Origin of the sequence: Chondromyces crocatus (assembly GCF_001189295.1) — a bacterium.
GTDB classification, from domain to species: domain Bacteria; phylum Myxococcota_A; class Polyangia; order Polyangiales; family Polyangiaceae; genus Chondromyces; species Chondromyces crocatus.
This window is the reverse complement of sequence record NZ_CP012159.1, coordinates 7,741,434-7,766,636: the sequence shown is the minus strand read 5'-3', so window position 1 is coordinate 7,766,636 and position 25,203 is coordinate 7,741,434. Positions and strand designations below refer to the sequence as shown.

Below are 25,203 nucleotides of genomic sequence, written 5' to 3'. Positions count from 1 at the left end.
TGTCTACCGCGGGGACTGTCAACTGTGACTGAACGGCTCGTTCACGTACCGGCTCTTTCGGAGCAACCTTCGGGAGCACACAGTGCTCGCATGACCGTGAGAGCTTTCGGCGCGCATGCCGCCATCAAACCGCTGGAGCCCATCGACATCGTCCGTCGTGCGCCGGGCCCACACGATGTGCAGATCGAGATCGCCTTCTGCGGCGTCTGCCACTCCGACTTGCACACCGTCCGCGGCGAGTGGTCGGGCACGCTCTACCCTTGCGTGCCCGGGCACGAGATCGTCGGTCGCGTCTCGGCCGTCGGCGTCGAGGTCACCCGCTTCAAGGAGGGCGATCTCGTCGGTATCGGCTGCATCGTCGATAGCTGTGGCACTTGCGCATCCTGCACCGACCACCTCGAGCAGTACTGCGAGCGAGGCATGACGGGCACCTACAACTCGCCGACGCCCGGCGCGCCCGGTCACACGCTCGGTGGCTACTCGCAGCGCATCGTCGTCAAGGATGCCTACGTCGTGAAGATCCGTCACCCCCGGGAGCAGCTCGCGGCCGTTGCCCCGCTGCTCTGCGCTGGCATCACCACCTACTCGCCGCTGCGCCACTGGAAGGCCGGCCCCGGCAAGAAGATCGGAGTCGTCGGCATCGGCGGGCTCGGCCACATGGGCATCAAGCTCGCGCACGCGATGGGGGCCCACACCGTCGCGTTCACCACGTCGGAGTCGAAGCGAGAGGACGCGAAGAGCCTCGGCGCCGACGAGGTCGTGGTGTCGCGCAGCGCAAGCGAGATGGGTGCCCACGCGAACAGCTTCGACATGATCTTGAACACCGTCGCGGCGAGCCACGACCTCGACGCGTACACGCGGCTGCTCGAGCGTGATGGTGCCCTGGTGCTGGTCGGCGTGCCGGAGCACGCGCATCCGTCGCCCGCGGTCTTCAATCTCGTCGGAAAGCGCAGGAGCATCGCTGGCTCGATGATCGGCGGCATCGCCGAGACACAGGAGATGCTCGACTTCTGCGCGGAGAAGGGGCTCGTCGCCGACATCGAGCTGATTCGCATTCAGCAAGTCGAAGAGGCGTACGCGCGGATGCTGAAGAGCGACGTGAAGTACCGGTTCGTCATCGACAATGCGAGCCTGGAGGACCGCTCATGAAAGCCGCTCGTCGCGAGCCGTTTCGACGCTCGACCCTCCAGGAGAACCGAACGATGAATCCGACCTATGATTTCAAGGGCCAGGTGGCCTTGGTGACGGGCGCGGCAATGGGCATGGGGCTGGCGACGGCGCGTGCCTTCGCGCAGAGCGGTGCGTCCGTGGTCCTGGCAGACCGCGACGGAACGCTTGCCACGACGGAGGCGTCGAAGATCGTCGACGAGGGCGGCGTCGCGATTGGCATGGCCTGCGACGTGACGGACGAGGCGCAGGTCGCCGCTGCGGTCGATCGCGCCGTCGCCGAGTACGGCCGGCTCGACATGGCGTTCAACAACGCCGGCATTCAGGTGCCGCCGAGCGACGCCGCGGACGAGCCCACCGAGAATTTTCATCGGGTGGTGGCGGTCAACCAGTTCGGCGTCTGGGCGAGCATGAAGCACGAGCTGCGCGTGATGCGTGCGCAAGGCTCGGGGGCGATCGTGAACAACTCGTCGCTCGGTGGACTGGTCGGGCTGCCGCAGCGTGCCGCGTACCATGGCACCAAGCACGCCGTGCTCGGCATGACCAAGAGCGCCGGCGTCGAGTACGCGCCGCGTGGCATCCGTATCAACGCGGTCTGCCCTGGCACCATCGACACACCGATGGTTCAGGACATGCTGAGAGGCCAGGCCGACGCGATGAAGGAGATCATGAAGGAACAGTCGATCGGGCGGCTCGGCCGGGCCGACGAAGTCGCCGCCGCCGTGCTGTGGCTGTGCAGCCCCGGTGCGAGCTTCGTGATGGGTGTCGGCCTGCCGGTCGACGGCGGCTTCACTGCGCACTGAGATGCCGGGTGGCGAGGGCGTGTTCAGCGCAGCGGCTGCACGGGAATCTTGGCACCGTTTGGTGTGACGAGGTGTTGCGGCAGGATGGTGCGTTCCAGGGGATCGTAGGCGATTTCGAGCCACGTGCTGGTGCCCAGTGCGGAGGCGACGTGCGGTTCGACGTCATGCCGGCACGAGAGCGTCAGCCGTTCCAGCGCGTGGCGATGGTCCGCTTCGCGCGTGTCCGGGAGCCACACCGTCAGCTCCAGCGCCATCTCGTAGCCGAGCAGACGATCCACTCCGTCGGAGGTGGCGACGCGCTCCGCACCGAACACGCTCTTGTCGACCCGCGCCCACGCGGGCACGAGGCGCCGATCCTTCTCGGCGTGGGCGGCGAGCAGGCGGGGGTACGCCTGTCGCTCACGCCAGGCGCGCGCGAGGCCGAACAAGCCGCCGCACAGCCCTATCAAGGTGATGGCGCCGAGGGTCAGCTTGGCGACCAGAGACTCCTCATTCCAAGCGGGCACCGCCCAGCTGACGGAGATGAGCGTCCAGAAGGACCAGAGCCGCATCTGCGAGGAGAAGCCGGCGACGGGAGGGGGCGGACGGCGGGTGATCTGGGGGGGCCACGGCGGTGGCGCGTCGGCCGGGGAGGTCATCATGAAATCTGGACGGCGATTGTGGGTGAGTCAGCCGTCGGTTGCCACCCTATGCGCCAGCGGCGACAGCATCGGCGAGGCGTGGGTACTTCGGCTGGAAGCCGAGATCCTCGCGGATTCGGCGGCCGTCGAGGAGCACGTCGAACGCCCGTCCGTGCTCGGCATTGGATCCATCGGGCGGCGGCGCCCCGACCGACGCGAGCAGCGTGGCGAGGTCCGGGGCTTCATCGTCGACGACGTTGTAGATGCGGTGCGCGGGCGATGGGGCGTCGAGCAAGCGCGCGACGGCCTGGGCGACGTCGGCGTGGTGTGCGATCGACATCCGCTGCGTCGGGGCGAAGCTCCGCATGATCGGGACGATCTCCTCGATGTGCGGGTCGCCATCGCCGTACACGAACGGCAGCCGCAGCACGCGCACGTCGAGGCCGTCGACCGAGAGGAGGAAGCGCTCCGCGGCGAGCTTGCTCTCCGGGTACGCAGAGGTCGGCGCGCAGGGGGCGTCTTCGTTCGCGAGGCGGCCGCCGTTGCCGCCGTAGACCAGGCCGGTGCTCGTGAAGATGAAGCGCTTGACCGAGGCGGCGAGCGCGGCGTTCGCGAGGTACTGCGTACCCTGGTCGTTGACCGCGTGCGCTTGCTCGGGCGTCGCACCACGGAAGAACGCGGCGCAGTGGACGACGGCGTCGACGCCGCGCACCGCCTCGGTGAGCGAGTCGGCGTCGAGCAGGTCGCCCTGGACGAGCTCGATGCGGTCGCCGTGCTCGCCGCGCAGCGTTGCAGCGCGCGCGGGATCGCGCACGAGGGCGCGGACATGGTCGCCGCGCTGGGCCAGATGACGCGTGAGACGGCTCCCGACTTTTCCGGTCGCTCCGGTGACGAGGATTTTCATGGGAGCAACGGTAACGACCGGCGTTCGACGGAGATTGGAAGAATCGGCCAAGCGCATCGGCGCTTGCCGAGGAGCGCCTGCATGGCCAGAATTGCGCCGTGTACGCGAGCGGTCTGCACCAACACAGGTTCGCACCGAGCGCTGCGGTCGCGCCTGCGGTGGCCGCGCTGTGGGTGAACGAGTGCGGCTTCGACACGGCGGGCGTCTCCATCCCACGCGCCGAGCCTCACCTCGTCGTTCGCTTCGGGCCATCGGCGCGCCGAGGCCTCGACTTTCACGCCATCGGGGCGCGACAGCGTGCGCATCGAAAAGTCATTCGCAGTGGCCAGAGGACGGTGATGGTGCGTCTGCATCTGGGGACGCACGGGGCGGTCTTCGGCGTGCCCTCGTCGGTGATCGCCGACCGCATCGTCCCGCTCGAAGACCTGTGGGGCGTCGCCGCCACCAGGGAGCTGGGTGAGCGGCTTTTCGAGGCGCGCCAGGTCCCCGAGGTGGTGGCGATCCTGGAGGAGGTGATCGCCAGGCGCCTCCCTGCCTCGGAGGCGCATGAGGCCCCCACACAGCTCGCGCTCGACGCGGCGGCGAGGTTGGGCACCGCCCGCGTGAACGACGTCGCCAAGGCACTCGGCGTGAGCGAGCGAACCCTTCGGCGCGTCTTTCGCGAGGCCGTCGGCATGAGCCCGAAAGAGTTCTCGCAGCTCACGCGCTTCCATCGCGCCCTGCGGGAGGCTCGGGCGGGCCTCCACGTGGACTGGGCGGGTATCGCCAGCGCCACCGGCTATTACGACCAGGCGCACCTCATTGCCGAGTTCCGCAAGATCGTCGGCGTGACGCCTCGCGCGTTCCTCGGCGAGCTCCGGGGCGCCGCGTCGAGCACGACGGGGCGTGAACGAGGCGCGCGCTCAGAGACCTGAGGGGACTCTGGAGTTCAGCTCCGGGTGGGAGAGCCCCGGCAGGTGGGGGCGGTTCCAGTTCCCACCTTGTCGGGGGGCCGTCAGGGGTGCTGCGCGAGTCGATTCAGCGTCTGCAGGTCTTCGGCGCCGAGGCGGACGGACGCGCTGGCGAGGTTCTCCGCGAGGTGAGTGAGCGAAGACGTGCCGGGAATGAGGAGCAGGTTGGGCGAGCGATGGAGCAACCACGCGAGCGCCACCTGCATCGGCGTCGCCTCCAGGCGAGCTGCCACGGCGTCGAGCGCGCTGGACTGCAGTGGCGTGAACCCACCGAGAGGGAAGAAGGGGACGTAGGCGATGCCGTGGGCGGCGAGCTGGTCGATGATCGCGTCGTCGTGGCGATGTGCCAGGTTGTAGTGGTTCTGGACGCATGCAATCTCCGTGAGCTTGCGTCCCTCTGCGATCTGGGTGGGCGTGACGTTGCTCAGGCCGATGTGACGAACCAATCCGCGTCGCTGGAGTTCTGCGAGGGCCGTGAGCGGCGCCTCGATGGATCCTTCCGCTGGGCTCTCGATGCGAATCATCGAGCGAAGGTTCACGAGATCGAGGACGTCACGGCCGAGAGTGCGCAGGTTGTCATGCACCTGCTGCTCGATGTCGGCGGCGGAGGCCGCAGGGTCCCACGACCCCGTCGGCCCGCGCACGGCGCCGACCTTCGTGGCGATGAGGAGGCCATCGCGGTACGGGTGCAGCGCCTCGCGGACGATCTCGTTCGTGACGTGCGGACCATAGGCATCGCTGGTGTCGATGTGGTTGACGCCCTGGGCGACGGCCTCACGCAGCACGGCGACGGCGGCCTTGCGATCCTTCGGGGGGCCGAAGACGCCGGGGCCGGCGAGCTGCATGGCGCCGTAGCCCAGACGGCGAACGAGGTGGGAGGCGAGGGGATAGCTGTCTGCGTGGGAGAGGTCGGTCATGGTGTCGGCCTTGGGTGCGCGGTTCTCCGTGGATCTTGCCAACGATTCGCTGCACGACAATCCGTTGCAGTCTGCACAGCCTGTGCGAAATTCCGGACAGTCATGGATGACCTCGCAGACCTCACCGCGTTCCTGGCCGTGGCCCGCGAGGGGGGCTTTCGCAGCGCCGCTCGCGCGGCAGGGACGAGCGCGTCGCGCATGGGCGATGCCGTTCGTCGGCTGGAAGAACGACTCGGCGTTCGGCTGCTCCATCGCACCACGCGCAGCGTCACCCCCACCGACGCTGGTGCGCGCTTGCTGGAGCGAATCTCCCCGGCGCTGGGCGAAGTCCGCGCTGCGCTGGATGTGGTCAACGACTACCGCGATCGTCCTGCCGGTCGTCTGAAGCTCAACGTGCCGACCGTGGCCTCCAGGCTCGTGCTACCCCGCATCGTGCCGCCTTTTCTCGCGAAATACCCCGAGATCTGTGTCGAGATCGTCGCCGAGGAGCGTCGGGTCGATGTGGTCGCAGAGGGGTTCGATGCCGGGATCCGGTACGACGAGTCGCTGGAGAAGGACATGGTGGCGGTCCCCATTGGCCCGCGTATTCAGCGATATGCTGCCGCGGCTTCGCCCGCCTACCTCGCTCGCCGTGGGCGGCCGTCGCATCCGCGCGAGCTGCTCGAACACGATTGCCTTGGATGGCGCCTCTCGAATGGCCCGCTGCATTCGTGGGAAATGGAGCGGGACGGAGAGACGATTCATGTCGAGCCGAGAGGCCAGCTGATCACCAGCATCGGCGGCGCCACGGAGTTCGCCGTGGAGGCGGCCGTGGCTGGCTGCGGAATCATCTATCTGTTCGAGGAATGGCTGCGTCCTTCCATCGACCGAGGCGAGCTGGTGCCCGTGCTCCAGCCGTGGTGGCTGAGCTTCTCCGGGCCTTTTCTCTACTACCCAGGTCGTCGGTACCTTCCGACGCCGCTGCGCGCCTTCGTCGACTTCATCAAGACGACGGCACCCTCGACGCGGCCGCGAACTCGTCGAGGGGATGCGAGCAAAAGGCGCTGACGATCAGGGGGGAGATGAGCGTGCTCGAGAGCGAGTCAGGCGAACTCCAGCGTGGCACCGCGTTCGCGTTTCGAGAGCGCTGTCGGCGTGACACCGAGGAATTCCCGGTAGTCGCCAATGAGGTGGGCCTGGTCGTAATAGCCCGCATCGGTGGCGATGCGGCTCCAGTCATTCGAGTTCGCCGACATGCGGATGGCCCGCTGCAAGCGAACCGTGCGCGCGAACTCCTTGGGGGCCACACCGATGTTCTCGGTGAACGCACGGCGAAGGTGGCGCGCCGTGACGCCGAGCTGCTGGGCGACGCGCTCCACGCGCCCCTCACCGTCCTCGATCAAGCGCGCCGCGCGCCGCGCGATGCGTGCGGACGACGGTTCGACCGTCTGCGAGAGACGCCGCGTGAACGCGCGTGATACGCACTGGATGAGCTGTGGCAGATCACGCGTGGCGAGCAGCTCGGCGTAAAGCTCGGTACCTGCCCGGCCCCAGATGTCGTCGAGCGGGACGATGCGATCCGTCACCTCGCTCGCCGGGATGCCGACGAGGGGGACCGTCCAGCCAGGCTTGAATCGGATCGCGGCTGCGCGCGTGACCCCGCTCAAATTCTTGAAGTGTGCGCGCGTCTGCGGGCCGGCGATGCACACATCGCCGAGACGGCCACGGTCGAGCACGCGAAACACCAGCGTCGTTCTTCCGTCCGGCAGCCAGTCGTACTGCGTGTCCGTGGGACCGAGTGCTCGAACGGCCTCGATGAATCGAGAAAAACTCGGCGTCGCATCGGTGGTCGTCGTCGTCACGGTCCCAGTGTCGCCTGCAAGACACGGGCGTTCAAGGCAGCTTCGTGCGTGTCGTTCGGGAAATGTCCGGTCCTTCCAATCCCACCTCTCTCGCGAGGTCTAGGACTTCACCATGACGCACAAGCAACATCCCATCGGAACTGGTTTCGGCGCTGCCTCGACGGCGGACGACGTCCTGAGAGGTATCGACCTGAGCGGCAAGAACGTCGTCGTCACCGGGGGGCACGCCGGGCTCGGGCTCGAGACGACGCGTGCCCTGGTCAAGGCGGGGGCGTCGGTGACCGTCGGCTCGCGGGACCCAGAACGCGCTGCCACTGCGATCGCGGGGCTCGATCACGTGCAGGTGAGCCAGCTCGATCTGGTCGACCCGGCGTCCGTCGATGCCTTCGCGACGCGCTGGGTCGACGCACGTCGCCCGCTCCACGTTCTCATCAACAACGCAGCGGTGCCGGCGCCCAGAGAGGTCATGCGTGATGCGCGCGGCTTCGAGCTGCAGTTCTCGACCAGCCACCTCGGTCACTTCCAGCTCACGCGGGCGCTCTTGCCTGCCTTGCGCGAGGCGCACGGCGCGCGTGTCGTCAATGTCTCGTCCGGTGCGCAGCGTTTCGGCGAGATTCGCTGGGACGATCCCAACTTCACGACTGGCTACAATCCGAACCTCGCCTACGCGCAGTCGAAGAAGGCCAACGTGCTTTTCGCCGTCGAGCTGGATCGGCGCTTCGCGACCGAGGGGATCCGGGCATATGCCGTCCATCCCGGCGTGGTGGTAGGCACCAGCTTGAATGCCGCGGCGGGCGTCGAGGCGCTCCGCGCGATGGGTCTCATCGACGATACCGGAAAGCCGATCATCGATCCGGCGCGCGGGAAGAAGACCGCGGCGCAGGGGGCGAGCACGATCGTGTTCGCTGCGACGAGTCCGCTTCTCGCCGAGATCGGCGGCGTGTATCTGAGGGACAACGACATCGCGCCGCTCGACGATGAGAAGAGACCGTTGACGGCGGACAGCGTCCCGGCGGACGCCGCGTCGCATTCGATTGATCCCGAGGCTGCGAAGCGGCTCTGGGAGCTGAGCGAGCGACTGCTCGGCGGTTGAGCTGGCCGATCGCCTCTCGCCGTCGAATGGAGGCAGGCGCCCAGCGACGGGGTTCGACAAGGGGCTGCCTCGGGCTGCGCGAGGAGGCCTTCGGCGTCTCGAGAGCTGCCTGATCGCGTGCGCCGAGAGCGTCTACATGGCGTGCTTGTCGCCTTTTTTCGAGTTGCAGGAGTAGCAGAGGGGCTGGATGTTCTCGATCGAGTTCGAGCCGCCCTTGCTGATCGGCACGATGTGGTCTGCGGTGATGGTGCTGGACCTTCCTGACAGCAGCGGGATCTCGCTCCACGCGCGACGACACATCGGGCAGCGGTCGTACTGGGCAATCAACGTCTGCCATTCTGCGGTGGAGAAGCTGCCTCCAGCACCAGCCAGGCGGGAGCGCCTCCGTTGAGCGAAGACATGGCGATTGCAGTCCTTGCATGCCGAGAAGTAGGTGCCGTTGCTTCTGAAGGTGAACGAAGCGTTCGGTAGCTTGCGGCGACACAGATAACAGATGCGCTCGGTCATGGTGTGCGGGAGACGTTGGCGACGCCCAGCTCCTGACCTGCCCGCCGTCAGGATCTCGGAGACGCACGGTCGGCACATGCTGTAGTGACGCTCATCGACCCGTTGCGTGAACGCCGTCAAGGGCCGTGCCTCGTTGCAGCGGTAGCAAACCCGAGTCGCCGGGGCGTCCTGCATCCACCCGACGATACCTGCGTGCGCGTGACGTGTCCCTGGGATCACGCGAGCGTGGCCAGGCGGCTCGCCATGTACCGCGCGGGCGACGCGCCGAGCGCTTTGCGGAACATGGTCACGAAGCTGCTCGCGCTCTCGTAGCCCAGGTCCAGCGCCACGCTCTGCACGGTCGCGCCGCGGGAGAGCTTCTGGATGGCGAGGATGATGTGGAGCTGGTGGCGCCAGCGGCCGAAGCTCAGGCCCGTCTCTTCGACCAGAAGACGGTTCAGGGTACGCTCGCCGACGCCGATCCGCTTGGCCCAGGTTTTCGTCGTCGCGCCACTGGCCGGCTCGGCGATCATCGCATCCACCAGGCGACGGAGCCGCGGATCGGTCGGCATCGGCAGGCGATGCTTCTCGATCGAGACCGTCGTGAGTTCATCGAGGAGGACGCCCACCAGGCGCGCGTCCGGTCCGTCGAGATCGTAGAGCGCGGGGCGCGTCGCCAGGCGAAGCAAGAGCTCGCGGAAGAGCGGCGTCACCGACACCGCGCAGCATTCCGGCGGGAGGTTCGGCGCCGCGTCGGGATCGACGAAGACGCTGTAGCCTTCGAGCGGTGCGCGTGCGCGGATCCGGTGCGTCACGGCGGCGGGGATCCACAGCGCGGACTGGGGCGGCACGATCCAGAGGGCGCTCGACGCTTCGCAGAGCAGCTCTCCACGCACCAGGTACATGAGCTGCGACTCGCGGTGCGCGTGAAACTCGCTCTCGAGGCCGCCACTCTCCATGCTGAGCCCGATCGCGTTCGCTGGGCGCGCGGTCGAGAGCTTCCAGCGTCCACGCGCCGAGAGCGCGAAGCGGGTCGCGAGCGAGTCGAGCGATGCTGCCGCGCCAGGGGGTTCATTCGCCACCTGGACGTCGCCGCGAATCGTCCACCCCATCGGGTGGGCAACCCGGGTCGCCTTCGCGCTCCGCCGCCTCGCTGCCATGACCGTTTCGACAAACAAATTGTCTTGATTGCGCAATGCGGTCAACGGCGCTGGTTGCGTATGGTCTCGCGCATGCCAGTGACCGGAGGCCGACCATGAAGTCCGATCCCTTCGACGTACTGCCCGACGAGCGGGTGCGCGCCGTGCTGCGGCGCCTCCACGGGGAGGCCGACCGACAGGTGCCGGGTGTCTTGCTTCACCTGTTGCCGCAGCTACCGCGGATGCTTCTCGGCCGCCGCATCGACGCTCCGGGGACGGAGCTGGACTATGCCGACAAGTACCTCGCGCTCGCGTGCGAACAGGGCGCTTTTTGCTACCTGACGGCGCGTGCGCTCCGCGCCAGGACGATCGTGGAGTTCGGCACGTCCTTCGGCGTCTCGACGCTGTGGCTGGCGGCAGCGGTGCGCGACAACGGCGGTGGGCGCGTCATCGGCACCGAGCTGTTGCCAGAGAAAGCGAAGCGCGCGCAGGCGCACGTGGAGGAGGCGGGGCTCGCAGCCTTCGTGGAGATTCGCGTGGGCGACGCGATGGAGACGCTGCAGGCGGACCTCGGCGAGGTGGACTTCATGCTCAACGATGGATTCCCCCTGCGGGCCCTCGACGTCCTGAAGCTCGTCGCCCCGGCCCTGCGCCCAGGCGCGGTGGTGGTGACCGACAACGTCGGGGTCTTCAGGGCCGATTACCGCGACTACGTGGCCTACGTGCGCGAGCCGCGCCACGGGTTCGCGTCGATGACGATCCCCTTCCGCTCGGGCACCGAGTATTCGGTCCGGCAGCCGGAGCCGCCGGGCTGACCAGCGTCCGCTGTCGGCACGTCGCCGGGCTGCACGCCGAGAAACCTGGCCTCGATCCCGCCACTGCCGGACCGCGCCCGCGAGACGACCGAGGCGATGTGCAGGATGTCCCTCATCAGGCTCGCGCTCGAGCCCCAGACACCCGGGCAGAAGCAGATGCCGACATGAGCGGTGCGGTCGCGGTTCGTCCATTTTGCCATGGCATTCGTCCGCTGGGACGCTGGGGCTGTCGGTCGGGTCGAGCCATCGTTCGCTCATGACCATGAATGCCGATGGGCAGGTTGACTTCGAGAAAGACGCCTTCGCAGGCGAGCGCGGCGTCGAGCTGATGGAGAGCGGTCCGGGGTCGGCGCGTGTCCGTATTCCCTCATCCTCACGCTAGGTCGCGGCCTTTCAAGGAATCGCGTACCTGCGGTGACGACGCGGCGACGTGCACCGGCGCTCGCCCCTCCATCTGCTCGACCTTGGTGGCCCGATCCGCGCGCTTGACAATCAATAAGTATAGACTTATGAGTTGTGCATGCAGAGCGCGGTCGTGGCCGAGAACAAGATCTTCCAGGCGCTGGCGGACCCCAGCCGCCGGGCGATCTTCGAATCGCTCACGCGTGGCGAAGCGGCGGTGAAGGACCTCACGGCGCGCTTCGACATCTCGCAGCCGGCGATCTCGCAGCACCTCGCCACGTTGAAGGATGCCGGCCTGGTGAACGGCCGGCGGGAGGGGCGCTGTGTCTACTACCGGGTGGAGCCGCGCGGCCTGAAGCCGCTCGTCGACTGGATCGCGCACTACCGCGCCTTCTGGACGGAGCACGTCGACCGCCTCGAGCAGCTGCTCGACAAGATGGACCCCTGATGCTCACTGACAAGACCGCGCAATCGCAGACGGAAGCCCTCTCGTTCGAATTCGATTTCAATCACCGACCGGAGAAGGTGTGGCGCGCGCTCACCGACCCGTCGCTGCTCGCGGAGTGGCTCTTGCCCGTCGTCGGTTTCGAGCTCGCGCCAGGGACGGCGTTCTCGTTTCACACGCAGCCGATGCCTGGCTGGGATGGCGTCGTGAATTGCCGGATGATCGAAAGCGAGGTGCAGCGGAAGCTCAGCTACAGGTGGGTCGTGGGCGACATGGACACCGTCGTGACGTTCACGCTCACACCCACGGCGAAGGGCACGCACCTGTCGCTCGTACACACCGGCTTCAGGCCGGACCAGAAGCAGAACTTCGGTGGCGCGCGCTACGGCTGGAAGATGATGGGCCAGAAGCTCGTCGACCTCCTCGCGAGGGCGGCATGAGCGGGTCGAGGTCCGTGTCCTTCGGCGTGATCATCCACGGCGTCGCGTCTCGTCGCCAGAGGAGGTCCTCGTGAACTGGAACAGATGGATCCGGGAGAGCCACCGCTGGGTGTCCCTCGCCTTCACCTTGGCCGTCATCGCGAGCTTCGTCGCCCTGGCGCAAAAGGAGCCCGTGGTGTGGGTGAGCTACCTGCCGCTGCCTCCGCTCGCCTTGCTCCTGTTCTCCGGTCTGTACCTGTTCGTGCTGCCCTATGTCAGCCGCTGGCGCAGAGCCGACGCTGCTCGATTCCCCGGGTGACCTGGGGCGCTTGCGTAGACTGCTTCACAAACCGTCGAACCTCGACCACATGATCCCGGACATGGCCTCCTCGAACCAGCATCCCGCAGACCGTCACGACCTCATCCGCGTCCAGGGCGCCAGGGAGAACAACCTCAAAGACGTCAGCGTCGCGATCCCCAAGCGGCGGCTGACGGTGTTCACCGGCGTCTCGGGCTCGGGCAAGTCGTCCCTCGTGTTCGGCACCATCGCTGCGGAGTCGCAGCGGATGATCAACGAGACCTACAGCGCGTTCGTGCAAGGGTTCATGCCGACGCTGGCTCGGCCCGAGGTCGACGTCCTGGAGGGGCTGACGACGGCGATCATCATCGACCAGGAGCGCATGGGGGCGAACTCTCGCTCGACGCTCGGCACGGTGACCGACGCCAACGCCATGCTGCGGGTGCTGTTCAGCCGCCTCGGCAAGCCGCACATCGGCTCGTCCAAGGCCTTCTCGTTCAACGTCCCGTCGGTCACCGCGGTCGGGCAGTTGTCCGTCGACAAGGGCACGAGCAAGAAGACCGAGCGGCGCACCTTCTCCATCATCGGCGGCATGTGTCCGCGGTGCGAGGGGATGGGCTCGGTCTCCGACATCGATCTGACCCAGCTCTACGACGACAAGAAGTCGCTCAACGAGGGGGCGATCACCGTGCCCGGCTACACGGCCGACGGCTGGTACGTGCGCATCTTCGGGGCCGTCCTCGACCTCGACAAGCCGATCCGCAAGTACACCAAGAAGGAGCTTCACGACTTCCTCCACAAGGAGCCGACGAAGGTGAAGCTCGACAACCTGAACCTCACCTACGAGGGGCTCGTCCCGCGGATCCAGAAGTCGTTCCTCTCCAAGGACGTCGATGCGATGCAGCCGCACATCCGCGCCTTCGTGGAGCGCGCGGTCACCTTCGCCACCTGTCCCGACTGCAAGGGCACCCGGCTCACCGAGGCCGCTCGGTCCTCCAAGATCAAGGGCATCAGCATCGCCGACGCTTGCGCGATGCAGATCAACGACCTCGCCACGTGGGTGCGCGGCCTGGACGAGCCCTCGGTCGCGCCGCTGCTCACGGCGCTGGGGCAATCGCTCGACTCATTCGTGGAGATCGGGCTGGGCTACCTGAGCCTCGATCGGCCTTCCGGCACGCTGTCGGGCGGTGAAGCGCAGCGCACCAAGATGATCCGCCACCTGGGGTCGTCGCTCACGGACGTGACCTACGTCTTCGACGAGCCGACCATCGGGCTGCACCCGCACGACATCCAGCGGATGAATGGCCTGCTCCAGAGGCTGCGCGACAAGGGGAACACCGTCCTCGTGGTCGAGCACAAGCCGGAAGCGATCGCGATCGCCGATCACGTGGTCGACATCGGTCCTGGCGCAGGCACCGCGGGGGGTGAGGTGGTCTTCGCGGGCACCGTCGAGGGGCTGCGGGCCAGCGGCACGCTCACCGGGCGTCACCTGAGCGACCGGGCGTCCTTGAAGCCGTCGGTGCGAAAGCCCTCGGGGGTGATGAAGGTGCGCGGCGCGAGCACCCACAACCTGAAGAAGGTCGACGTCGACATCCCGCTCGGCGTCCTGGTGGTGGTGACCGGCGTGGCGGGGTCGGGCAAGAGCTCGCTGATTCACGGTTCGGTGAGCGGCCGAGAGGGCGTGGTCTCCGTCGACCAGGCCCCGATCCGCGGGTCACGGCGGAGCAACCCGGCGACGTACACCGACATGCTGGAGCCGATCCGCAAGGCGTTCGCGAAGGCCAACGGCGTGAAGCCCGCCCTTTTCAGCGCCAACTCCGAGGGCGCTTGCCCGACCTGCAACGGCGCCGGCGTGATCTACACCGACCTGGGCATGATGGCCGGCGTCTCCACGGTCTGCGAGGACTGCGAGGGCCGGCGCTTCCAGGCGTCGGTCCTGGAGTACCGCTTCGGTGGGCTCAACATCGCCGAGGTGCTCGACCTGCCGATCGACGAGGCCGTCGGCTTCTTCGGCGCCGGCAAGGGCAACACGCCAGCCGCGCACGCGATTCTGAAGCGCCTCGCCGACGTGGGGCTCGGCTACGTGCGCCTCGGGCAACCGCTCACCACGCTCTCGGGCGGCGAGCGCCAGCGGCTCAAGCTGGCGACGCACATGGGCGCCGAAGGCGGCATCTACGTACTCGACGAGCCGACCACCGGCTTGCACCTGGCGGACCTCCAGAAGCTGCTCGGCCTCCTGGATCGGCTGGTCGACGCAGGGAAGTCGGTCATCGTGATCGAGCACAACCAGTCGGTGATGGCGCACGCCGACTGGATCATCGACCTCGGACCTGGCGCGGGCCACGACGGCGGGCGGGTCGTGTTCGAAGGCACCCCGGCCGACCTGGTGGCGGCGAAGTCGACGCTGACTGGCGAGCACCTGGCGGCCTTCGTCGGTGCCCGGCAGAAGGCCGTCAGAGCCCGCTGAGCGCGTCCGCGTTCCCAGGAAGCCGCCGGCTTCCGACGAGACATCGAGCGGCATCCCCGGCGCGCCGGGCCACGCTTCGAGCGTGCCCCGGCGTGGGAGCAGGGAGGGACCGAGGGAAACGATACGACCGAGTTTCGGAACTTGACGGTTCCGGAACTGCCAAGTATCGATACGTCTCGATGTCGCGAGGCCACACATGACCCAGGACGACGACCTCATCGAGGCCGAGCCAGGGCAGCCCGGGCGCAAGCGAGACCCGTCGCGCGATGCCAAGATCCTCGAGGCCACCCTCGAAGTCCTCGCCGAGGTGGGCGCTGCCAGCTTGACCATGGATCTCGTGGCCGCGCGGGCAGGAGCCGGAAAAGCGACCATCTACCGCCGCTGGTCCTCGAAGGCCGAGATGATCATCGAGGCCGTGGCCTACATGAAGCGCAACCAGGTCGACATCGAGCATCTGCCCGACACAGGCACACTCCGCGGCGATTTCCTGGGGTTGTTCAAGCCGCAGTCGCTCGAAGAAGGCGAGCGCAAGATGAAGATCATGTCAGGGCTCACCTCCCTGCTCGTGCAGGACCCTGCGCTCTCCGAGGCAGCCAGCCGCGCCGTCGTCGAGCCATGGGCCGAAGCGTGCCTGGCGTTGATGCAGCGTGCCGTCGCACGCGGTGAGGTCTCCGCGTCTGCGGACATCGTGACGCTGTCTCAGGTCGCGCCATCGATGGCTGCCTACCGTACCCTGGTGCAGCGCAAACCGTTCGACCTGGAGTTCCTCTTGTCTTTGGTCGACGGCATCATGCTGCCGGCCCTACGAGGCCAGTCCTCTGGCTCGCCCTCGGAGGCGACGGATCGACGACCGGACCACGCCGCTCCGCGGGCCGACGAATCCCGAGCGCCCCGCCGAGCGGCGGTGCGAAATCGCTCGAAACGCTGAACCCGAACTGGAGAGACACATGCCTGTGAGCGTGACCAATCACTTGAATTTTCGTGGCAATGCCCGCGCCGCGCTGGAGTTCTATCAGTCCGTGTTCGGTGGTGACGTCACCATCCTCACCTACGAGGATGCACGGAACGTCCAGGTGCCCGCGGAAGCCGAGCAGGTGATGTGGGGCCAGGTTGCCGCAAAGAATGGCTTCCGCGTGATGGCGTATGACGTGCCCGCCGCAATGCCCTGGGACGAAGGCAAGAACGCCTTCTTCGTGTCGGTCCGCGGTGACTCGGCGGCCGAGATCACGGCGCTCTGGGAGAAGCTTTCTGCAGGCGCGACCATCGCGCAGCCGCTTTCGCCATCGGGATGGTCGCCGCTGTACGGGATGCTCAAAGATCGCTTCGGCATCACGTGGGTCATTGATGTCGCAACGGAATACAAGGCTTCCTGAGCCGAGCAGAGCGCAAGCGCCGCGGGAGCGCGCGCTCGTCGAGGCTCCGGGGGACACGTCTGCCGAGGGGAGCCGACTCTCATCCGAGACGCGCTCCTTCGAGACGCCGCTCCAGCTCGAGGCGTGGCTGGCGTCGCATCATGCGACCAAGCAAGAACTCTGGGTGCGCATGTTCAAGAAGGAGTCGGGCATGCCGACGGTCACGTGGAGCGACTGCGTCGTCGCTGCCATTGCCTGGGGCTGGATCGACGGGCAGCGAAAGTCCCTCGACGACGTCTCGTTCCTGCAGCGCCTCACGCCTCGCCGCGCGAAATCGAACTGGTCGAAGAAGAACTGCGAGCACGCCGAGCGGCTGATCGCCGAAGGGCGCATGCAGCCCTCTGGCCTGGCGCATGTCGAAGCAGCCCGCCAGGATGGGCGCTGGGAGCGAGCCTATGCAGGGTCGTCCGAGATGGTCATCCCGGACGACTTCCTCGAAGCGCTGCAGAAGGACCCTGCTGCCAGCGCCTTTTTTGCGACGCTCGATCGCAGAAATCTCTTCGCGATCTATCTCCGACTCCAGACTGCCAAGCGTCCAGAGACCCGGCAAAAGCGAATCACGACCCTGATTGCCGAACTGGCGGGCGGAAAAGCGATTCACTGAGGTGTGCCGCCACGCGGCCCGACCCACCCGGAGGGCCGCTGCGGAGCGGGGCCGGCTGCCGTCGTGGTGGCTGGATGGACGTCGTGGCCATCAAGGTGTGCTGCGATGGAACGCTCGCTCCATCGCCCGCACCCGGGCCTCGACGAACGCCTTGCTCACGGGTGCCCGAGGCAAGACGGCGTCGAACCCGTGGTACGCGCCGGGCACGAGCTCGACCTCCACGGGGACGCCCGCGGCCTCGAGGCGCCTCGCGTAGTCGAGATCTTCATCGTGAAAGAGATCGAGCGTGCCCACGCCGATCCAGGCTGGCGGCAGCCCACGGAGATCGGCTCTGCGCGCAGCGGCCGCGTGCTCGGAGACATCGGCGCCGCCCGGGGGGCGACCGAGGTACTTCGACCAGCCGATGGCGTTGCTGTTCTGGTCCCACACGCGGTGGTGACGCTCGTCCACCTGGCGCAGCACCGTGCGGTCGTCGAGCATCGGGTACACGAGGACCTGCAGGATCGGCATCGGACGCCCGCTGTCCGCGAGGCGGAGGACGAGCCCCGCCGCCAGCCCTCCTCCCGCACTCTGCCCCGCGATGATGGCGCGCTTCGCATCGACGCCGAGCGACGCCGCCTCGCGCTGGAGGAGGTCCCAGGCAGCGACGCAGTCGTCGAGCGGCGCGGGGAACGGGTGGTTCGAAGCGAGCCGATAGTCGACCGACACCACCACGGCGCCCAGCCGCTGCGCCATGCGAGCGCAGACGAGATCGTCTTGCTTCGCGCGACCGACGACATAGCCGCCACCATGAATCCACAGCACGACCGGCGCGCGCCGGGAGCTGCCTGATGCGCGCAGGATGCGCACGGACGCGCTGGTACCCCCGAGCGGCCGTTCCTCCACGGTCACGCCGTCCGGCAGACGTGGCGCCGGCGTCGGAAGCCGCGCCATCAGCCACAGCGACCAGCTTCGGACGACCCCGCGCGGGAGCCACCGCGCAGAGGCGCGCAATTCAGGGTGGAATGAGCTATCGGCCATGGGAACTCCTGAGCACCGCGTCCTCTCGACGGCCTGATCGCGGGTGAGCTGAGAGAACGCGACCTCAGCTCGCTCGCCCAGGGAACATCACCCGCGGAATACCAGCGTCCCTGGCGACGGAGAGAGAGAGATGGCGGCCTGCTCGTCGGTCTTCAGGTACCCACTACTCCAGCTCGGCGCTGCCGCGTGGTGCGTCTTCCACTCCGCGATCGCGCCCTCCAGCACTGCCGCGCGATCGGCCGCGCTCCGGGGCAGGAGGCAGAGCCAGAGGCTCGGCTGCGCCTTCACCAGGAGTTCCCCGTACACGCCGCTGGGCTGCAGCGTCTCCTTCAGGACCACGGTGCCGACGGCGGCGGCGCGGGTGAAGGCGATGAGGACGCTCGTGCTGCTGGGGAGGTCCGTCACCGGGGCCCACGTCGCCGGCATTCGCGGTGCGGGGATCGTCGTCACCTTCTGCTGCGCGAGGGCGGCCGTCACCGACGTCACCCAGGCTTCGAGGCTCGGCGCGAAGGTCCACGTCTCGCCGTGCCGGTGAGCGACGAGGGAGCCATCGGCGGCGTAGCAGACCCAGGCTCCTCCGCCATTCGACAGGAGCGGGTGGCCCTTGTCCTCGCCGAGGAGCTCGCGCCCGACACGGAGCCCCTCGTCGATGGAGAGGCAGAAGAACGTGCTGTTGGGGTCGAAGTCATGCCCCCCCTCGACGCCATCGTGCAGCGTGTACCAGGCGACGAGCGCTGGCGGCGCCGTCCCCCCGAAGCGGGCGGCGAGGCGGTCGAGCGCCGCGGCGTCGGCAGGCGGGCGCAACGCGCCGTGCGTCGCTGGGGCCTTCGACTTGATCTCGGCGTCGAGCTTCTTCAGCAGCGCTTCCATGCGCTGAAGGTAAGCCGGAGTCCTCTGACGTGTCCACGGCGGTCGGACGGACCGTGCCCGCTTCGAGGCACGCCGTCCGCGGTGCTGGGCCCTCGGTGAGATCGGAGCTGCGTGGCGCGAGCGCCCGTCTGCTCGACCTCGGCCTCTCGTGGCAGCGGGTGCCGGGGAGGCGCTCAGCGCTCTTCGCGCGGCGTCAGCTGCGTGGACGCTGACGGAGGGGCCCCGAACAGCCGTCGGTACTCCCGGCTGAACTGCGACTCGCTCTCGTAGCCCACGTCGTGCGCGACCGTCTTCACCAGGCCTCCCGCCTGGAGCAGCTGGCGCGCTCGGGTCAAGCGGACCGCCTTCATGTACTGCAAGGGCGAGGTCCCGGTCATCGTCTTGAAGTGTTGATGGAAGGTCGGAACGCTCATGTGCGCCATCTGCGCGAGGTCTCCGATCATCATGCGTTCCGTGAACCGCGTCGTCATGTGGCGGAGCACATGGGAGAGCTGACTCACCGGACCCTCTGCGAGCGCCCGAAGCGAATCCCCATAAGGACCCTCGAGCACCAGGAAGAGCATCTCGCGAATGGTCTGCCGCGCGAGCGCCCGCGTGCGCCGCTCCTCTGCCAAGCAGGCCACCAAGCGCGCGCCGGCGTCCTCGAGATCGCGCGGCAGCGGCGCCCGGAACACGCTGCGAGCGGCGCGCGCTGGCTGGGGCGGGGGCCGGAGATCCACGTCGAGCAGCAGCTCGCGCAGGAGGGCGAGATCGAGTTCGATCTGCACCGTGAGCACCGGCCTCCGGGCCGACGCAATGGTCTTGCAGAGCATCGGCAGGGGCGGGGTCACCACGAGGTAATGGTCGGCGTTGTAATCGAAGAGCTGATCGCCCAGCGTCGCCTGCTTCTCTCCAGAGCCGACGAGGATCAAGCTGGAGGGGTAGAGGAGGGGCGTCGGCGGCTCCGCGGCGGTCAGGTGGTAGACCACGACGCCGGGATGGAGCGTGCTGTTACAGCCCTCCTGACGCGCCAGCATGGCGATCCCGGCGGCCAGCGAGTTGCTCTCCCGCGGTGCTCTCGACATGGGTCTCATCCTCCACGACGGGTCGGGGCGGCGCCAGCGTTCATCGCCCCGCTCAGAGGATCGTGCATGCCTTCGAGAGTTCCGTGCCTTCCGCTTTCGGCCGCCGTGAACCAACCTCGTCTCATCGACGGGCCGCGCGGAATGCGAGGGCCCCAGCAAGAGGAGTGACACATGGTTCAGCAAGCCCAGGGCACGCTCGCGGGACGGGTGGCGGTCATCACGGGAGCATCGAGCGGCATCGGCGAGGCGACCGCGAAGGTGCTCGCCGCGCGCGGGGCGCGTGTTGCATTGCTCGCTCGCCGGAAGGACAAGCTCGACGCGCTCCGTGACGCCATCCAGGAGGCTGGTGGCCAGGCCGCCGCGTGGCATGTCGACGTGACCGACCGAGCAGCCGTCGAGCGGGTCGCCGCCGAGGTCTTCGAGAGATTCGGGCGCGTGGACATTCTCGTCAACAATGCCGGCATCATGCTGCCGAACCCGATCGAAGCGAAGCGCGTCGAGCAATGGGAGCAGCAGATCGATCTCAACATCCATGGCCTGATGAACGTCATCGGCGCATTCACTGCCTCCCTCGTGCAGGCGGGCGCCGCGCGGGGACCGGCAGACCTCGTGAACATCTCGTCCATCGCCGCCAGGAACATCTTCCCGGCATTCGCCGTGTACAGCGGCACCAAGGCATTCGTGACCCATCTGTCGGTCCACCTCCGGGCAGAGCTGGGTTCCAAGGGGGTTCGCGTCACCGCCATCGAGCCGGGCATCGTGGGCACGGAGCTGCAGAGCCACGTCGACTTCCAGGGCGCGCGCGACTGGCTCGAAGGGTCGAAGTCGCAGATCGAGTGGCTCGCGCCCGAGGACGTGGCCGAGGCCATCGCGTTCACCGTGGCCCTGCCGAAGCGCGTCAACCTCCAGCAGGTCACGATCATGCCGACCGCTCAGGCCTCGTGATCCCGGCCCGGTGACCTTCGACGCGCCTGGCTCGGCGGCGTGGCGGGGCCGCGTGACCCTGCCGCAGGAATCAGAGCACCTCGGTCGTCGGCGCGAGGCGAACCCGAGGCGAGAGCGCGTGCAGCGCGAGCTGGTGGAGCAGCTCGGTCACCGTCGTGCAGGCGTCGGCGAGGACGGTCACCCCGTACTTCTCGGCCGACTTCGAGATGGACGTGTGCGTCACGCAGTTGTGCGTCATCATCCCGCACACGAGAAGCTCCTTCACCGAGAGCTTCTCCAGCGTCTCCTCCAGGGTCGTCTTCACGAAGCTGTCGGCATAGGTCTTCTGAACGACGGGCGCACCCGGGGCAGCGCTCAGGATGCGCGGGTGGATCTCGGCGCCGGCGGATCCCTCCTCGAAGAAGGGCGCTGCGCCGCGTGGCGCGAGGTGCTGAATGAGGATGACGGGGATGTCCTTCGCCTTGGCTTGCCCGATGGCGTGCTCGACGCGCTCGAGCGTCGCCTCGGGATTCCAGAGCGGGAAGGCGCCACCGGAGAAGTAGTCGTTCTGCACGTCGATCACGAGGAGTGCTTTCGTCATGGTGCAGAGCCTACCGATCGCGACCGGACGAGCCCAGTGGCGTTCCGACCATTCTTCAGGCTAATTCTGCCACATGGTCAAGAGAGCGACCGGCGCCACCGTGGGAGTCCTCGCCTATCCTGGCGCGCAGCAGGCGGCGGTCCACGGGCTCGTCGACCTGTTCGAGACCGCCACCCGGCTCGGCGCCGAGATGAGCGAAACGAAGGGGGGGCCGGGAATCGTGGCGTCCGTGCTCCGCGTCGACGGGCGGCGCAAGGTGGCCGAGCCACCCGAGGGGCCTCTCGATGCCATCCTCCTGCCGCCCAGCCTGGGGTCGGATGGCGCCGAGATCGCAAAGCTCACGGCGCTCGCGTCCTGGCTCGTCGAGCGCCACGAAGACGGGACGACGCTCTGCTCGGTCTGCGCTGGAGCCTTTCTCCTCGGCGCGACCGGATGCCTGGAGGGGCGCCGCGCGACGACGCACTGGGCGCTCGGCGCTCGCCTGGCCGAGTGCTTTCCCGAGGTCCAGGTCGACACCCAGGAGATCCTCATCGATGACGGCGACATCGTCACCGCCGGCGGCGTGATGGCGTGGATCGACCTCGGCCTCCACCTCGTCGGTCGGTATCTCGGCCCGAGCACGCTCCTCGCGACGGCGCGCTACTGGGTCGTCGACCCTGGAGGCCGCGAGCAACGTTTCTATGACACCTTCGCGCCGGTCATGACCCACGGCGACGAGGCCATCGTCCGGGTGCAGCACTGGCTGCACGCCAGGCGTGCCGAGAAGATCGACGTGGCGGCCATGGCGCAGCAAGCCAAGCTCACCGAGCGCACGTTCGTCCGTCGCTTCCAGCGCGCGACCGGGCACGCGCCGGGCACCTACCTCCAGCTGCTCCGGGTCGAGAGCGCGCGCCATCTCCTCGAACGATCGCCCCACAGCTTCGACGAGATCGCCTGGCGTCTCGGCTACGGCGATCCAGGCGCCTTCCGCCGCATCTTCGTCAACGTCATGGGCTTGACGCCCGGCGAGTACCGGCGCCGTTTCGGCCTCGGCACCTTCCGCTGAGCGCCTCGAGGCCGGGCTGCGGCCCTGGAGGCCGACGACGGAGACCACCGCCCTTCGCCAGAGAGGACGGCGACACCGACGGAGGGTTTCGGATGTTGGCAGCCAGCCGGCGGCGCTACCCTCGCACGACATGAGCGTCGACATCACGCCTCACGTGTTCCTCGAAGTGAAGACCGAGGAGGGGTGGGTTCCCCTGAGCCCCAGGACCATGAAGCCATCCAAGCGCTCCACGCGCATCGATGTGAAGATCGAGGAGTCACGCGCCTCCTTCCTGCTGATGCTCGCGTGCAACGAGGCCTGTCCGAAGGGAGCGACCTTCAGCGACGCCCACGAAAAAGAGTTCCAGCGATTCTTCGCGCAGATGCGCGAGGTCGCCGCCGAGAATGACCTCCCCCTGGACGAGGACGAGATCTTCGGAGCGGGAGCACTGACCGAGAAGAAGCTGCGAACGCTGGCTGAAGGCCCCTCTCCCGAAGACTCCCCTTACGAGCCACGGTTCGCCGAGGCCCTGTGGGACGAGGCCAGGAAGGAGCTGCTCCGCTGGGCGGATACCCTGAAGGGGACGCCCAAGAGCCGCGTCGTCTACTGGTTCGAGCCGGGCTGAAGGACCCATCACCGCCGCCTGGCAGACGCCTCGCGTCCAGCGGCCTGTCCCCCGTCTGCGCATTTCCTCTGCCTTTCGCGCGGAGCCATGGCTCTCGCACGATCTCGCCTTCGTCGCTCCATGGCAGAGCATCCGCCCCACGAGCAGGCGGTCCCGGTTCGATTCCGGACGAAGGCTCCCGAGCGTCGCCCCCCTGGCTGAATGGTAAAGCAGCTGCCTTGTAAGCAGTCGGTTCCGGTTCGATTCCGGAGGGGGGCTCTGGTCTCAAGCATTCGCGCGCCGATCCTTCGGACCCTGACATGCCCCACGCGGCAGGGGTCGACGCCGCAGAGTTCGACGCGACGGCTCCTCGACGATCTCGATCGACGCGGGGGCACAGTTTCCGGGCGACGCGGGGGCGCAGTTTCCGGGGCGTAGCGTCATGGTGATCGCGGCGTTTCCAGCGCTCCTGCGCGAGGGGTCGATACCCTCACACCCCGCTATGTCCTCACGTTTCCGGACCGACATGCCACTGTAGCTCAGCCTGGTAGAGCACCTGTGCACGCCGTCATTCATTACCTTGCCCGCTACGGGCCGTGGAAATGACGGTTATCACCATGAATGAGGCGGTCGCGGGTTCGAATCCCGCCAGTGGCGCCACGCTTCTCTCGTCGTGTCACGCGCTTCGTGTCGTCTCATCGCCTCGTCTGCACCAACGGGCTCGAAACCCGTGGGCGGCACCAGGCTGATCCCCGTCGTCTGGGCGCGCGATCGGCCACCCATGCTCCCTGTCCTGGCGGCTCCAGGCGCCGGGCTTCTACCCCGGCTTCCGAGGTTCGACTCCTCGCAGGGAGGCCCGATGTCCAGCCCCTGTTCTGGTGGCTCCAGACGCGAGCATTCGAAGCTCGTAGCCCAGGTTCGACTCCTGGCAGGGGCGCCGCGACGTCGCGTCGCCCGGACGGTGGCTCTCCTCGGGCCAGCCGCGAGAGTTCGACTTCTTCGGCGTCGTGATTCACGTCGCCATGGATGCTCATGGCGGACATGCATCCGCCATCTTGCCAGCCCACGCCGCGCTGGTCGGCGTCGACGCCGTGATTCACGTCGTCATCGATGCACATGGCGGACATGCATCCGCCATCTTGCCAGCCCACGCCGCGTTGGTCGGCGCCAACGCCGTGATTCACGTCGTCATCGATGCACATGGCGGACACGCATCCGCCATCTTGCCAGCCCACGCCGCGTTGGTCGGCGTCGACGCCGTGATTCACGTCGTCATCGCCGCACATGGCAGACATGCATCCGCGATCTTGCCAGCCCACGCCGCGTTGGTCGGCGTCGACGCCGTGATTCACGTCGACATCGATGTACATGGCGGACATGCATCCGCGATCTTGCCAGCCCACGCCGAGTCGGACGACGACGACGCCCACGCGCCCAGATCTCGGACCCCCGCCTGGTGGCAGCGACGATCGATGCGCAGGAGCCTCGTCGGAATGCGACGAGGGCCGTGCAAGCGCTGCATCCAGCGGACTGGGCGGCCGCGTGATGCCAACGGAAGCCCCTTTCCGCTTCGCATGAGATCAGGTTCCTGGAAGTCGAACCGGTCAGGGACCGGACCTGCTTGGAAAGCAGTGGGCACCTCGAGAAGAGGTGTGGGGATCGAGACCTCCGACTTCCGCCAGCCTCGAGGGAAGCCAGGATCGGTGCGGTGCCGAGCCTGGTGGCGACCCCGTGCGTGCTTCCGGACAGGGCGTCGGGCTCAGCCGGTCTCCGCCAGGATGGGCTCGCGGAGCAGGCCCGCCAGCTCATGGACGTGCTCGTCTTCTGCCTGCATGGCGCTCAATGCCTCGGCGAGGCGGAGGACGTAATCGATGTTGGGTCCGCTCGGGCCGCGGGATGCGCGGATCTGGTGGGCGATGTCGGGGAGCGACGCCGGGCCGAGGTACGAGGGATTGTCCGCGGCGGCGACGTAGACCGTGGCGCTGCGCGGGCGCTGTTCGTCCCCGGAGAGGTAGAGCGGGAGATCGTGGCGGACGTAGCCGCCTTGCTCGCGGAAATCGAGGATGTCGAGCACCTCGGCGAGCTGGTGGTGGGCGACCTCGTAGGCCATGCCCCAGCAGCGATGTCCAGGCGACTCCACGAGGGTGACGACGCGACCTGGTGCGCCAGGGACGCCGCGGTGGTCCGTGGATCCCTGCCAGAAGCGGCGCGCCCAGCCGACGATGTAGCCGGGGTGCTGACGCTGGAAGGGGAACGCGGGGCGCCATACCAGCGACCCGTAGCCGAAGATCCAGATCTCGTGGGACATGGGCGA

At 67.7% G+C, this 25,203-nt stretch carries 27 protein-coding genes and 5 tRNA genes; 21 read left to right on the top strand and 11 right to left on the bottom strand.

Features of this window, described 5'->3' with window-relative positions:
- Positions 1-90 precede the first annotated feature (90 nt).
- The gene (locus tag CMC5_RS27890; RefSeq protein ID WP_050433258.1) at positions 91-1,149 is read left to right on the top strand and encodes an NAD(P)-dependent alcohol dehydrogenase; all 1,059 of its coding nucleotides are present in this window, start codon (positions 91-93) and stop codon (positions 1,147-1,149) included.
- 53 nt (positions 1,150-1,202) lie between these two features.
- The gene (locus tag CMC5_RS27885; protein WP_050436165.1) at positions 1,203-1,970 is read left to right on the top strand and encodes a glucose 1-dehydrogenase; all 768 of its coding nucleotides are present in this window, start codon (positions 1,203-1,205) and stop codon (positions 1,968-1,970) included.
- Between the two features lie 23 nt (positions 1,971-1,993).
- Here the strand turns inward: CMC5_RS27885 and CMC5_RS27880 are convergent, their stop codons facing one another.
- Positions 1,994-2,611, bottom strand: coding sequence for a hypothetical protein (locus CMC5_RS27880; RefSeq protein WP_050433257.1), 618 nt, complete (start codon positions 2,609-2,611; stop codon positions 1,994-1,996).
- Positions 2,612-2,657: 46 nt separating this feature from the next.
- Entirely contained in the window at positions 2,658-3,494 is an 837-nt protein-coding gene (locus CMC5_RS27875) for an NAD-dependent epimerase/dehydratase family protein (RefSeq protein WP_050433256.1), read from the bottom strand.
- Positions 3,495-3,592: 98 nt separating this feature from the next.
- On the opposite strand from CMC5_RS27875, the gene CMC5_RS27870 reads away from it, so the two are divergent.
- Positions 3,593-4,408 carry a helix-turn-helix domain-containing protein gene (locus CMC5_RS27870; protein WP_050433255.1) on the top strand — a complete coding sequence of 272 codons (816 nt, stop codon included), beginning with the start codon at positions 3,593-3,595 and terminating at the stop codon, positions 4,406-4,408.
- Positions 4,409-4,488: 80 nt separating this feature from the next.
- Here the strand turns inward: CMC5_RS27870 and CMC5_RS27865 are convergent, their stop codons facing one another.
- A complete protein-coding gene (locus tag CMC5_RS27865; protein ID WP_050433254.1) occupies positions 4,489-5,361 on the bottom strand; it encodes an aldo/keto reductase family oxidoreductase in 873 nt (290 codons plus the stop codon).
- Between the two features lie 102 nt (positions 5,362-5,463).
- On the opposite strand from CMC5_RS27865, the gene CMC5_RS27860 reads away from it, so the two are divergent.
- Positions 5,464-6,408: a LysR family transcriptional regulator gene (locus CMC5_RS27860; RefSeq protein ID WP_050433253.1), complete on the top strand. Its 945-nt coding sequence runs from the start codon at positions 5,464-5,466 to the stop codon at positions 6,406-6,408.
- A 35-nt stretch (positions 6,409-6,443) separates the two neighbouring features.
- Here CMC5_RS27860 and CMC5_RS27855 read toward each other — a convergent pair whose 3' ends face one another.
- Positions 6,444-7,202 carry a helix-turn-helix domain-containing protein gene (locus tag CMC5_RS27855; protein WP_082362856.1) on the bottom strand — a complete coding sequence of 253 codons (759 nt, stop codon included), beginning with the start codon at positions 7,200-7,202 and terminating at the stop codon, positions 6,444-6,446.
- 112 nt (positions 7,203-7,314) lie between these two features.
- Here CMC5_RS27855 and CMC5_RS27850 point away from each other — a divergent pair, with 112 nt between their 5' ends.
- Positions 7,315-8,295, top strand: coding sequence for an SDR family NAD(P)-dependent oxidoreductase (locus CMC5_RS27850; RefSeq protein WP_050433252.1), 981 nt, complete (start codon positions 7,315-7,317; stop codon positions 8,293-8,295).
- 132 nt (positions 8,296-8,427) lie between these two features.
- Here CMC5_RS27850 and CMC5_RS27845 read toward each other — a convergent pair whose 3' ends face one another.
- Together CMC5_RS27845 and CMC5_RS27840 are read right to left on the bottom strand one after the other, a co-directional pair.
- On the bottom strand, positions 8,428-8,802 hold the full coding sequence (locus tag CMC5_RS27845) for an HNH endonuclease (RefSeq protein WP_050433251.1): 375 nt from the start codon (positions 8,800-8,802) through the stop codon (positions 8,428-8,430).
- Between the two features lie 215 nt (positions 8,803-9,017).
- On the bottom strand, positions 9,018-9,863 hold the full coding sequence (locus CMC5_RS27840; RefSeq protein WP_050436163.1) for an AraC family transcriptional regulator: 846 nt from the start codon (positions 9,861-9,863) through the stop codon (positions 9,018-9,020).
- Positions 9,864-10,036: 173 nt separating this feature from the next.
- Between CMC5_RS27840 and CMC5_RS27835 the strand changes: the two genes are divergently transcribed.
- From CMC5_RS27835 to CMC5_RS27800, 8 genes are all read left to right on the top strand, one after another.
- On the top strand, positions 10,037-10,735 hold the full coding sequence (locus CMC5_RS27835) for an O-methyltransferase (protein ID WP_050433250.1): 699 nt from the start codon (positions 10,037-10,039) through the stop codon (positions 10,733-10,735).
- A gap of 520 nt (positions 10,736-11,255) precedes the next feature.
- Entirely contained in the window at positions 11,256-11,585 is a 330-nt protein-coding gene (locus CMC5_RS27830; RefSeq protein ID WP_050433249.1) for an ArsR/SmtB family transcription factor, read from the top strand.
- On the top strand, positions 11,585-12,022 hold the full coding sequence (locus CMC5_RS27825; protein WP_050433248.1) for an SRPBCC family protein: 438 nt from the start codon (positions 11,585-11,587) through the stop codon (positions 12,020-12,022). The genes CMC5_RS27830 and CMC5_RS27825 overlap by 1 nt, the downstream gene beginning before the upstream one ends.
- A gap of 70 nt (positions 12,023-12,092) precedes the next feature.
- Positions 12,093-12,320 (top strand): hypothetical protein, encoded by a 228-nt coding sequence (locus CMC5_RS27820; protein ID WP_050433247.1) that lies wholly within the window; start codon positions 12,093-12,095, stop codon positions 12,318-12,320.
- Between the two features lie 49 nt (positions 12,321-12,369).
- Positions 12,370-14,766: an ATP-binding cassette domain-containing protein gene (locus CMC5_RS27815; RefSeq protein WP_050433246.1), complete on the top strand. Its 2,397-nt coding sequence runs from the start codon at positions 12,370-12,372 to the stop codon at positions 14,764-14,766.
- 196 nt (positions 14,767-14,962) lie between these two features.
- Positions 14,963-15,694, top strand: coding sequence for a TetR/AcrR family transcriptional regulator (locus CMC5_RS27810; protein WP_050433245.1), 732 nt, complete (start codon positions 14,963-14,965; stop codon positions 15,692-15,694).
- A 19-nt stretch (positions 15,695-15,713) separates the two neighbouring features.
- Positions 15,714-16,139, top strand: a complete 426-nt coding sequence (locus tag CMC5_RS27805) for a VOC family protein (RefSeq protein WP_050433244.1) — start codon at positions 15,714-15,716, stop codon at positions 16,137-16,139.
- Positions 16,111-16,782, top strand: coding sequence for a YdeI/OmpD-associated family protein (locus CMC5_RS27800; protein ID WP_082362854.1), 672 nt, complete (start codon positions 16,111-16,113; stop codon positions 16,780-16,782). The genes CMC5_RS27805 and CMC5_RS27800 overlap by 29 nt, the downstream gene beginning before the upstream one ends.
- 90 nt (positions 16,783-16,872) lie before the next feature.
- Here CMC5_RS27800 and CMC5_RS27795 read toward each other — a convergent pair whose 3' ends face one another.
- The 3 genes from CMC5_RS27795 to CMC5_RS27785 form a co-directional block, all read right to left on the bottom strand.
- Positions 16,873-17,802, bottom strand: coding sequence for an alpha/beta hydrolase (locus CMC5_RS27795; RefSeq protein WP_050433243.1), 930 nt, complete (start codon positions 17,800-17,802; stop codon positions 16,873-16,875).
- An 87-nt stretch (positions 17,803-17,889) separates the two neighbouring features.
- Complete coding sequence (locus tag CMC5_RS27790) at positions 17,890-18,672, bottom strand: SMI1/KNR4 family protein (RefSeq protein WP_050433242.1); 783 nt, start codon at positions 18,670-18,672, stop codon at positions 17,890-17,892.
- Between the two features lie 173 nt (positions 18,673-18,845).
- The gene (locus CMC5_RS27785; protein ID WP_050433241.1) at positions 18,846-19,736 is read right to left on the bottom strand and encodes an AraC family transcriptional regulator; all 891 of its coding nucleotides are present in this window, start codon (positions 19,734-19,736) and stop codon (positions 18,846-18,848) included.
- A 171-nt stretch (positions 19,737-19,907) separates the two neighbouring features.
- Here CMC5_RS27785 and CMC5_RS27780 point away from each other — a divergent pair, with 171 nt between their 5' ends.
- On the top strand, positions 19,908-20,681 hold the full coding sequence (locus CMC5_RS27780) for an SDR family oxidoreductase (protein ID WP_050433240.1): 774 nt from the start codon (positions 19,908-19,910) through the stop codon (positions 20,679-20,681).
- A 70-nt stretch (positions 20,682-20,751) separates the two neighbouring features.
- On the opposite strand, the gene CMC5_RS27775 is transcribed toward CMC5_RS27780, so the two are convergent.
- The gene (locus CMC5_RS27775; protein WP_050433239.1) at positions 20,752-21,261 is read right to left on the bottom strand and encodes a cysteine hydrolase family protein; all 510 of its coding nucleotides are present in this window, start codon (positions 21,259-21,261) and stop codon (positions 20,752-20,754) included.
- Between the two features lie 73 nt (positions 21,262-21,334).
- On the opposite strand from CMC5_RS27775, the gene CMC5_RS27770 reads away from it, so the two are divergent.
- The 7 genes from CMC5_RS27770 to CMC5_RS45040 all read left to right on the top strand — a co-directional run bounded on the left by CMC5_RS27770 (position 21,335) and on the right by CMC5_RS45040 (position 24,570).
- Positions 21,335-22,306: a GlxA family transcriptional regulator gene (locus tag CMC5_RS27770; RefSeq protein ID WP_050433238.1), complete on the top strand. Its 972-nt coding sequence runs from the start codon at positions 21,335-21,337 to the stop codon at positions 22,304-22,306.
- A 130-nt stretch (positions 22,307-22,436) separates the two neighbouring features.
- Positions 22,437-22,910 (top strand): hypothetical protein, encoded by a 474-nt coding sequence (locus CMC5_RS27765; protein WP_050433237.1) that lies wholly within the window; start codon positions 22,437-22,439, stop codon positions 22,908-22,910.
- A gap of 106 nt (positions 22,911-23,016) precedes the next feature.
- Positions 23,017-23,087 (top strand) — tRNA-Val (locus CMC5_RS27760).
- A gap of 10 nt (positions 23,088-23,097) precedes the next feature.
- Positions 23,098-23,168: transfer RNA gene (locus tag CMC5_RS27755), tRNA-Thr, on the top strand.
- Between the two features lie 249 nt (positions 23,169-23,417).
- Positions 23,418-23,549, top strand: a tRNA-OTHER gene (locus CMC5_RS45050).
- 206 nt (positions 23,550-23,755) lie between these two features.
- Positions 23,756-23,826: transfer RNA gene (locus tag CMC5_RS45045), tRNA-OTHER, on the top strand.
- 653 nt (positions 23,827-24,479) lie between these two features.
- Positions 24,480-24,570, top strand: a tRNA-Ser gene (locus CMC5_RS45040).
- Between the two features lie 78 nt (positions 24,571-24,648).
- Here the strand turns inward: CMC5_RS45040 and CMC5_RS27745 are convergent.
- Complete coding sequence (locus CMC5_RS27745; protein WP_050433235.1) at positions 24,649-25,197, bottom strand: gamma-glutamylcyclotransferase; 549 nt, start codon at positions 25,195-25,197, stop codon at positions 24,649-24,651.
- Between the last annotated feature and the right edge of the window lie 6 nt (positions 25,198-25,203).

Excerpts from the sequence above, each read along its gene's own strand:
- CMC5_RS27890 (WP_050433258.1), top strand. The coding sequence starts at position 91 with ATGACCGTGAGAGCTTTCGGCGCGCATGCCGCCATCAAACCGCTGGAG.
- CMC5_RS27885 (WP_050436165.1), top strand. The coding sequence starts at position 1,203 with ATGAATCCGACCTATGATTTCAAGGGCCAGGTGGCCTTGGTGACGGGC.
- CMC5_RS27880 (WP_050433257.1), bottom strand. The coding sequence starts at position 2,611 with ATGATGACCTCCCCGGCCGACGCGCCACCGCCGTGGCCCCCCCAGATC.
- CMC5_RS27875 (WP_050433256.1), bottom strand. The coding sequence starts at position 3,494 with ATGAAAATCCTCGTCACCGGAGCGACCGGAAAAGTCGGGAGCCGTCTC.
- CMC5_RS27865 (WP_050433254.1), bottom strand. The coding sequence starts at position 5,361 with ATGACCGACCTCTCCCACGCAGACAGCTATCCCCTCGCCTCCCACCTC.
- CMC5_RS27860 (WP_050433253.1), top strand. The coding sequence starts at position 5,464 with ATGGATGACCTCGCAGACCTCACCGCGTTCCTGGCCGTGGCCCGCGAG.
- CMC5_RS27850 (WP_050433252.1), top strand. The coding sequence starts at position 7,315 with ATGACGCACAAGCAACATCCCATCGGAACTGGTTTCGGCGCTGCCTCG.
- CMC5_RS27845 (WP_050433251.1), bottom strand. The coding sequence starts at position 8,802 with ATGACCGAGCGCATCTGTTATCTGTGTCGCCGCAAGCTACCGAACGCT.
- CMC5_RS27835 (WP_050433250.1), top strand. The coding sequence starts at position 10,037 with ATGAAGTCCGATCCCTTCGACGTACTGCCCGACGAGCGGGTGCGCGCC.
- CMC5_RS27830 (WP_050433249.1), top strand. The coding sequence starts at position 11,256 with ATGCAGAGCGCGGTCGTGGCCGAGAACAAGATCTTCCAGGCGCTGGCG.
- CMC5_RS27825 (WP_050433248.1), top strand. The coding sequence starts at position 11,585 with ATGCTCACTGACAAGACCGCGCAATCGCAGACGGAAGCCCTCTCGTTC.
- CMC5_RS27815 (WP_050433246.1), top strand. The coding sequence starts at position 12,370 with ATGATCCCGGACATGGCCTCCTCGAACCAGCATCCCGCAGACCGTCAC.
- CMC5_RS27810 (WP_050433245.1), top strand. The coding sequence starts at position 14,963 with ATGACCCAGGACGACGACCTCATCGAGGCCGAGCCAGGGCAGCCCGGG.
- CMC5_RS27805 (WP_050433244.1), top strand. The coding sequence starts at position 15,714 with ATGCCTGTGAGCGTGACCAATCACTTGAATTTTCGTGGCAATGCCCGC.
- CMC5_RS27800 (WP_082362854.1), top strand. The coding sequence starts at position 16,111 with ATGTCGCAACGGAATACAAGGCTTCCTGAGCCGAGCAGAGCGCAAGCG.
- CMC5_RS27795 (WP_050433243.1), bottom strand. The coding sequence starts at position 17,802 with ATGGCCGATAGCTCATTCCACCCTGAATTGCGCGCCTCTGCGCGGTGG.
- CMC5_RS27790 (WP_050433242.1), bottom strand. The coding sequence starts at position 18,672 with ATGGAAGCGCTGCTGAAGAAGCTCGACGCCGAGATCAAGTCGAAGGCC.
- CMC5_RS27785 (WP_050433241.1), bottom strand. The coding sequence starts at position 19,736 with ATGTCGAGAGCACCGCGGGAGAGCAACTCGCTGGCCGCCGGGATCGCC.
- CMC5_RS27780 (WP_050433240.1), top strand. The coding sequence starts at position 19,908 with ATGGTTCAGCAAGCCCAGGGCACGCTCGCGGGACGGGTGGCGGTCATC.
- CMC5_RS27775 (WP_050433239.1), bottom strand. The coding sequence starts at position 21,261 with ATGACGAAAGCACTCCTCGTGATCGACGTGCAGAACGACTACTTCTCC.
- CMC5_RS27770 (WP_050433238.1), top strand. The coding sequence starts at position 21,335 with ATGGTCAAGAGAGCGACCGGCGCCACCGTGGGAGTCCTCGCCTATCCT.
- CMC5_RS27765 (WP_050433237.1), top strand. The coding sequence starts at position 22,437 with ATGAGCGTCGACATCACGCCTCACGTGTTCCTCGAAGTGAAGACCGAG.
- CMC5_RS27745 (WP_050433235.1), bottom strand. The coding sequence starts at position 25,197 with ATGTCCCACGAGATCTGGATCTTCGGCTACGGGTCGCTGGTATGGCGC.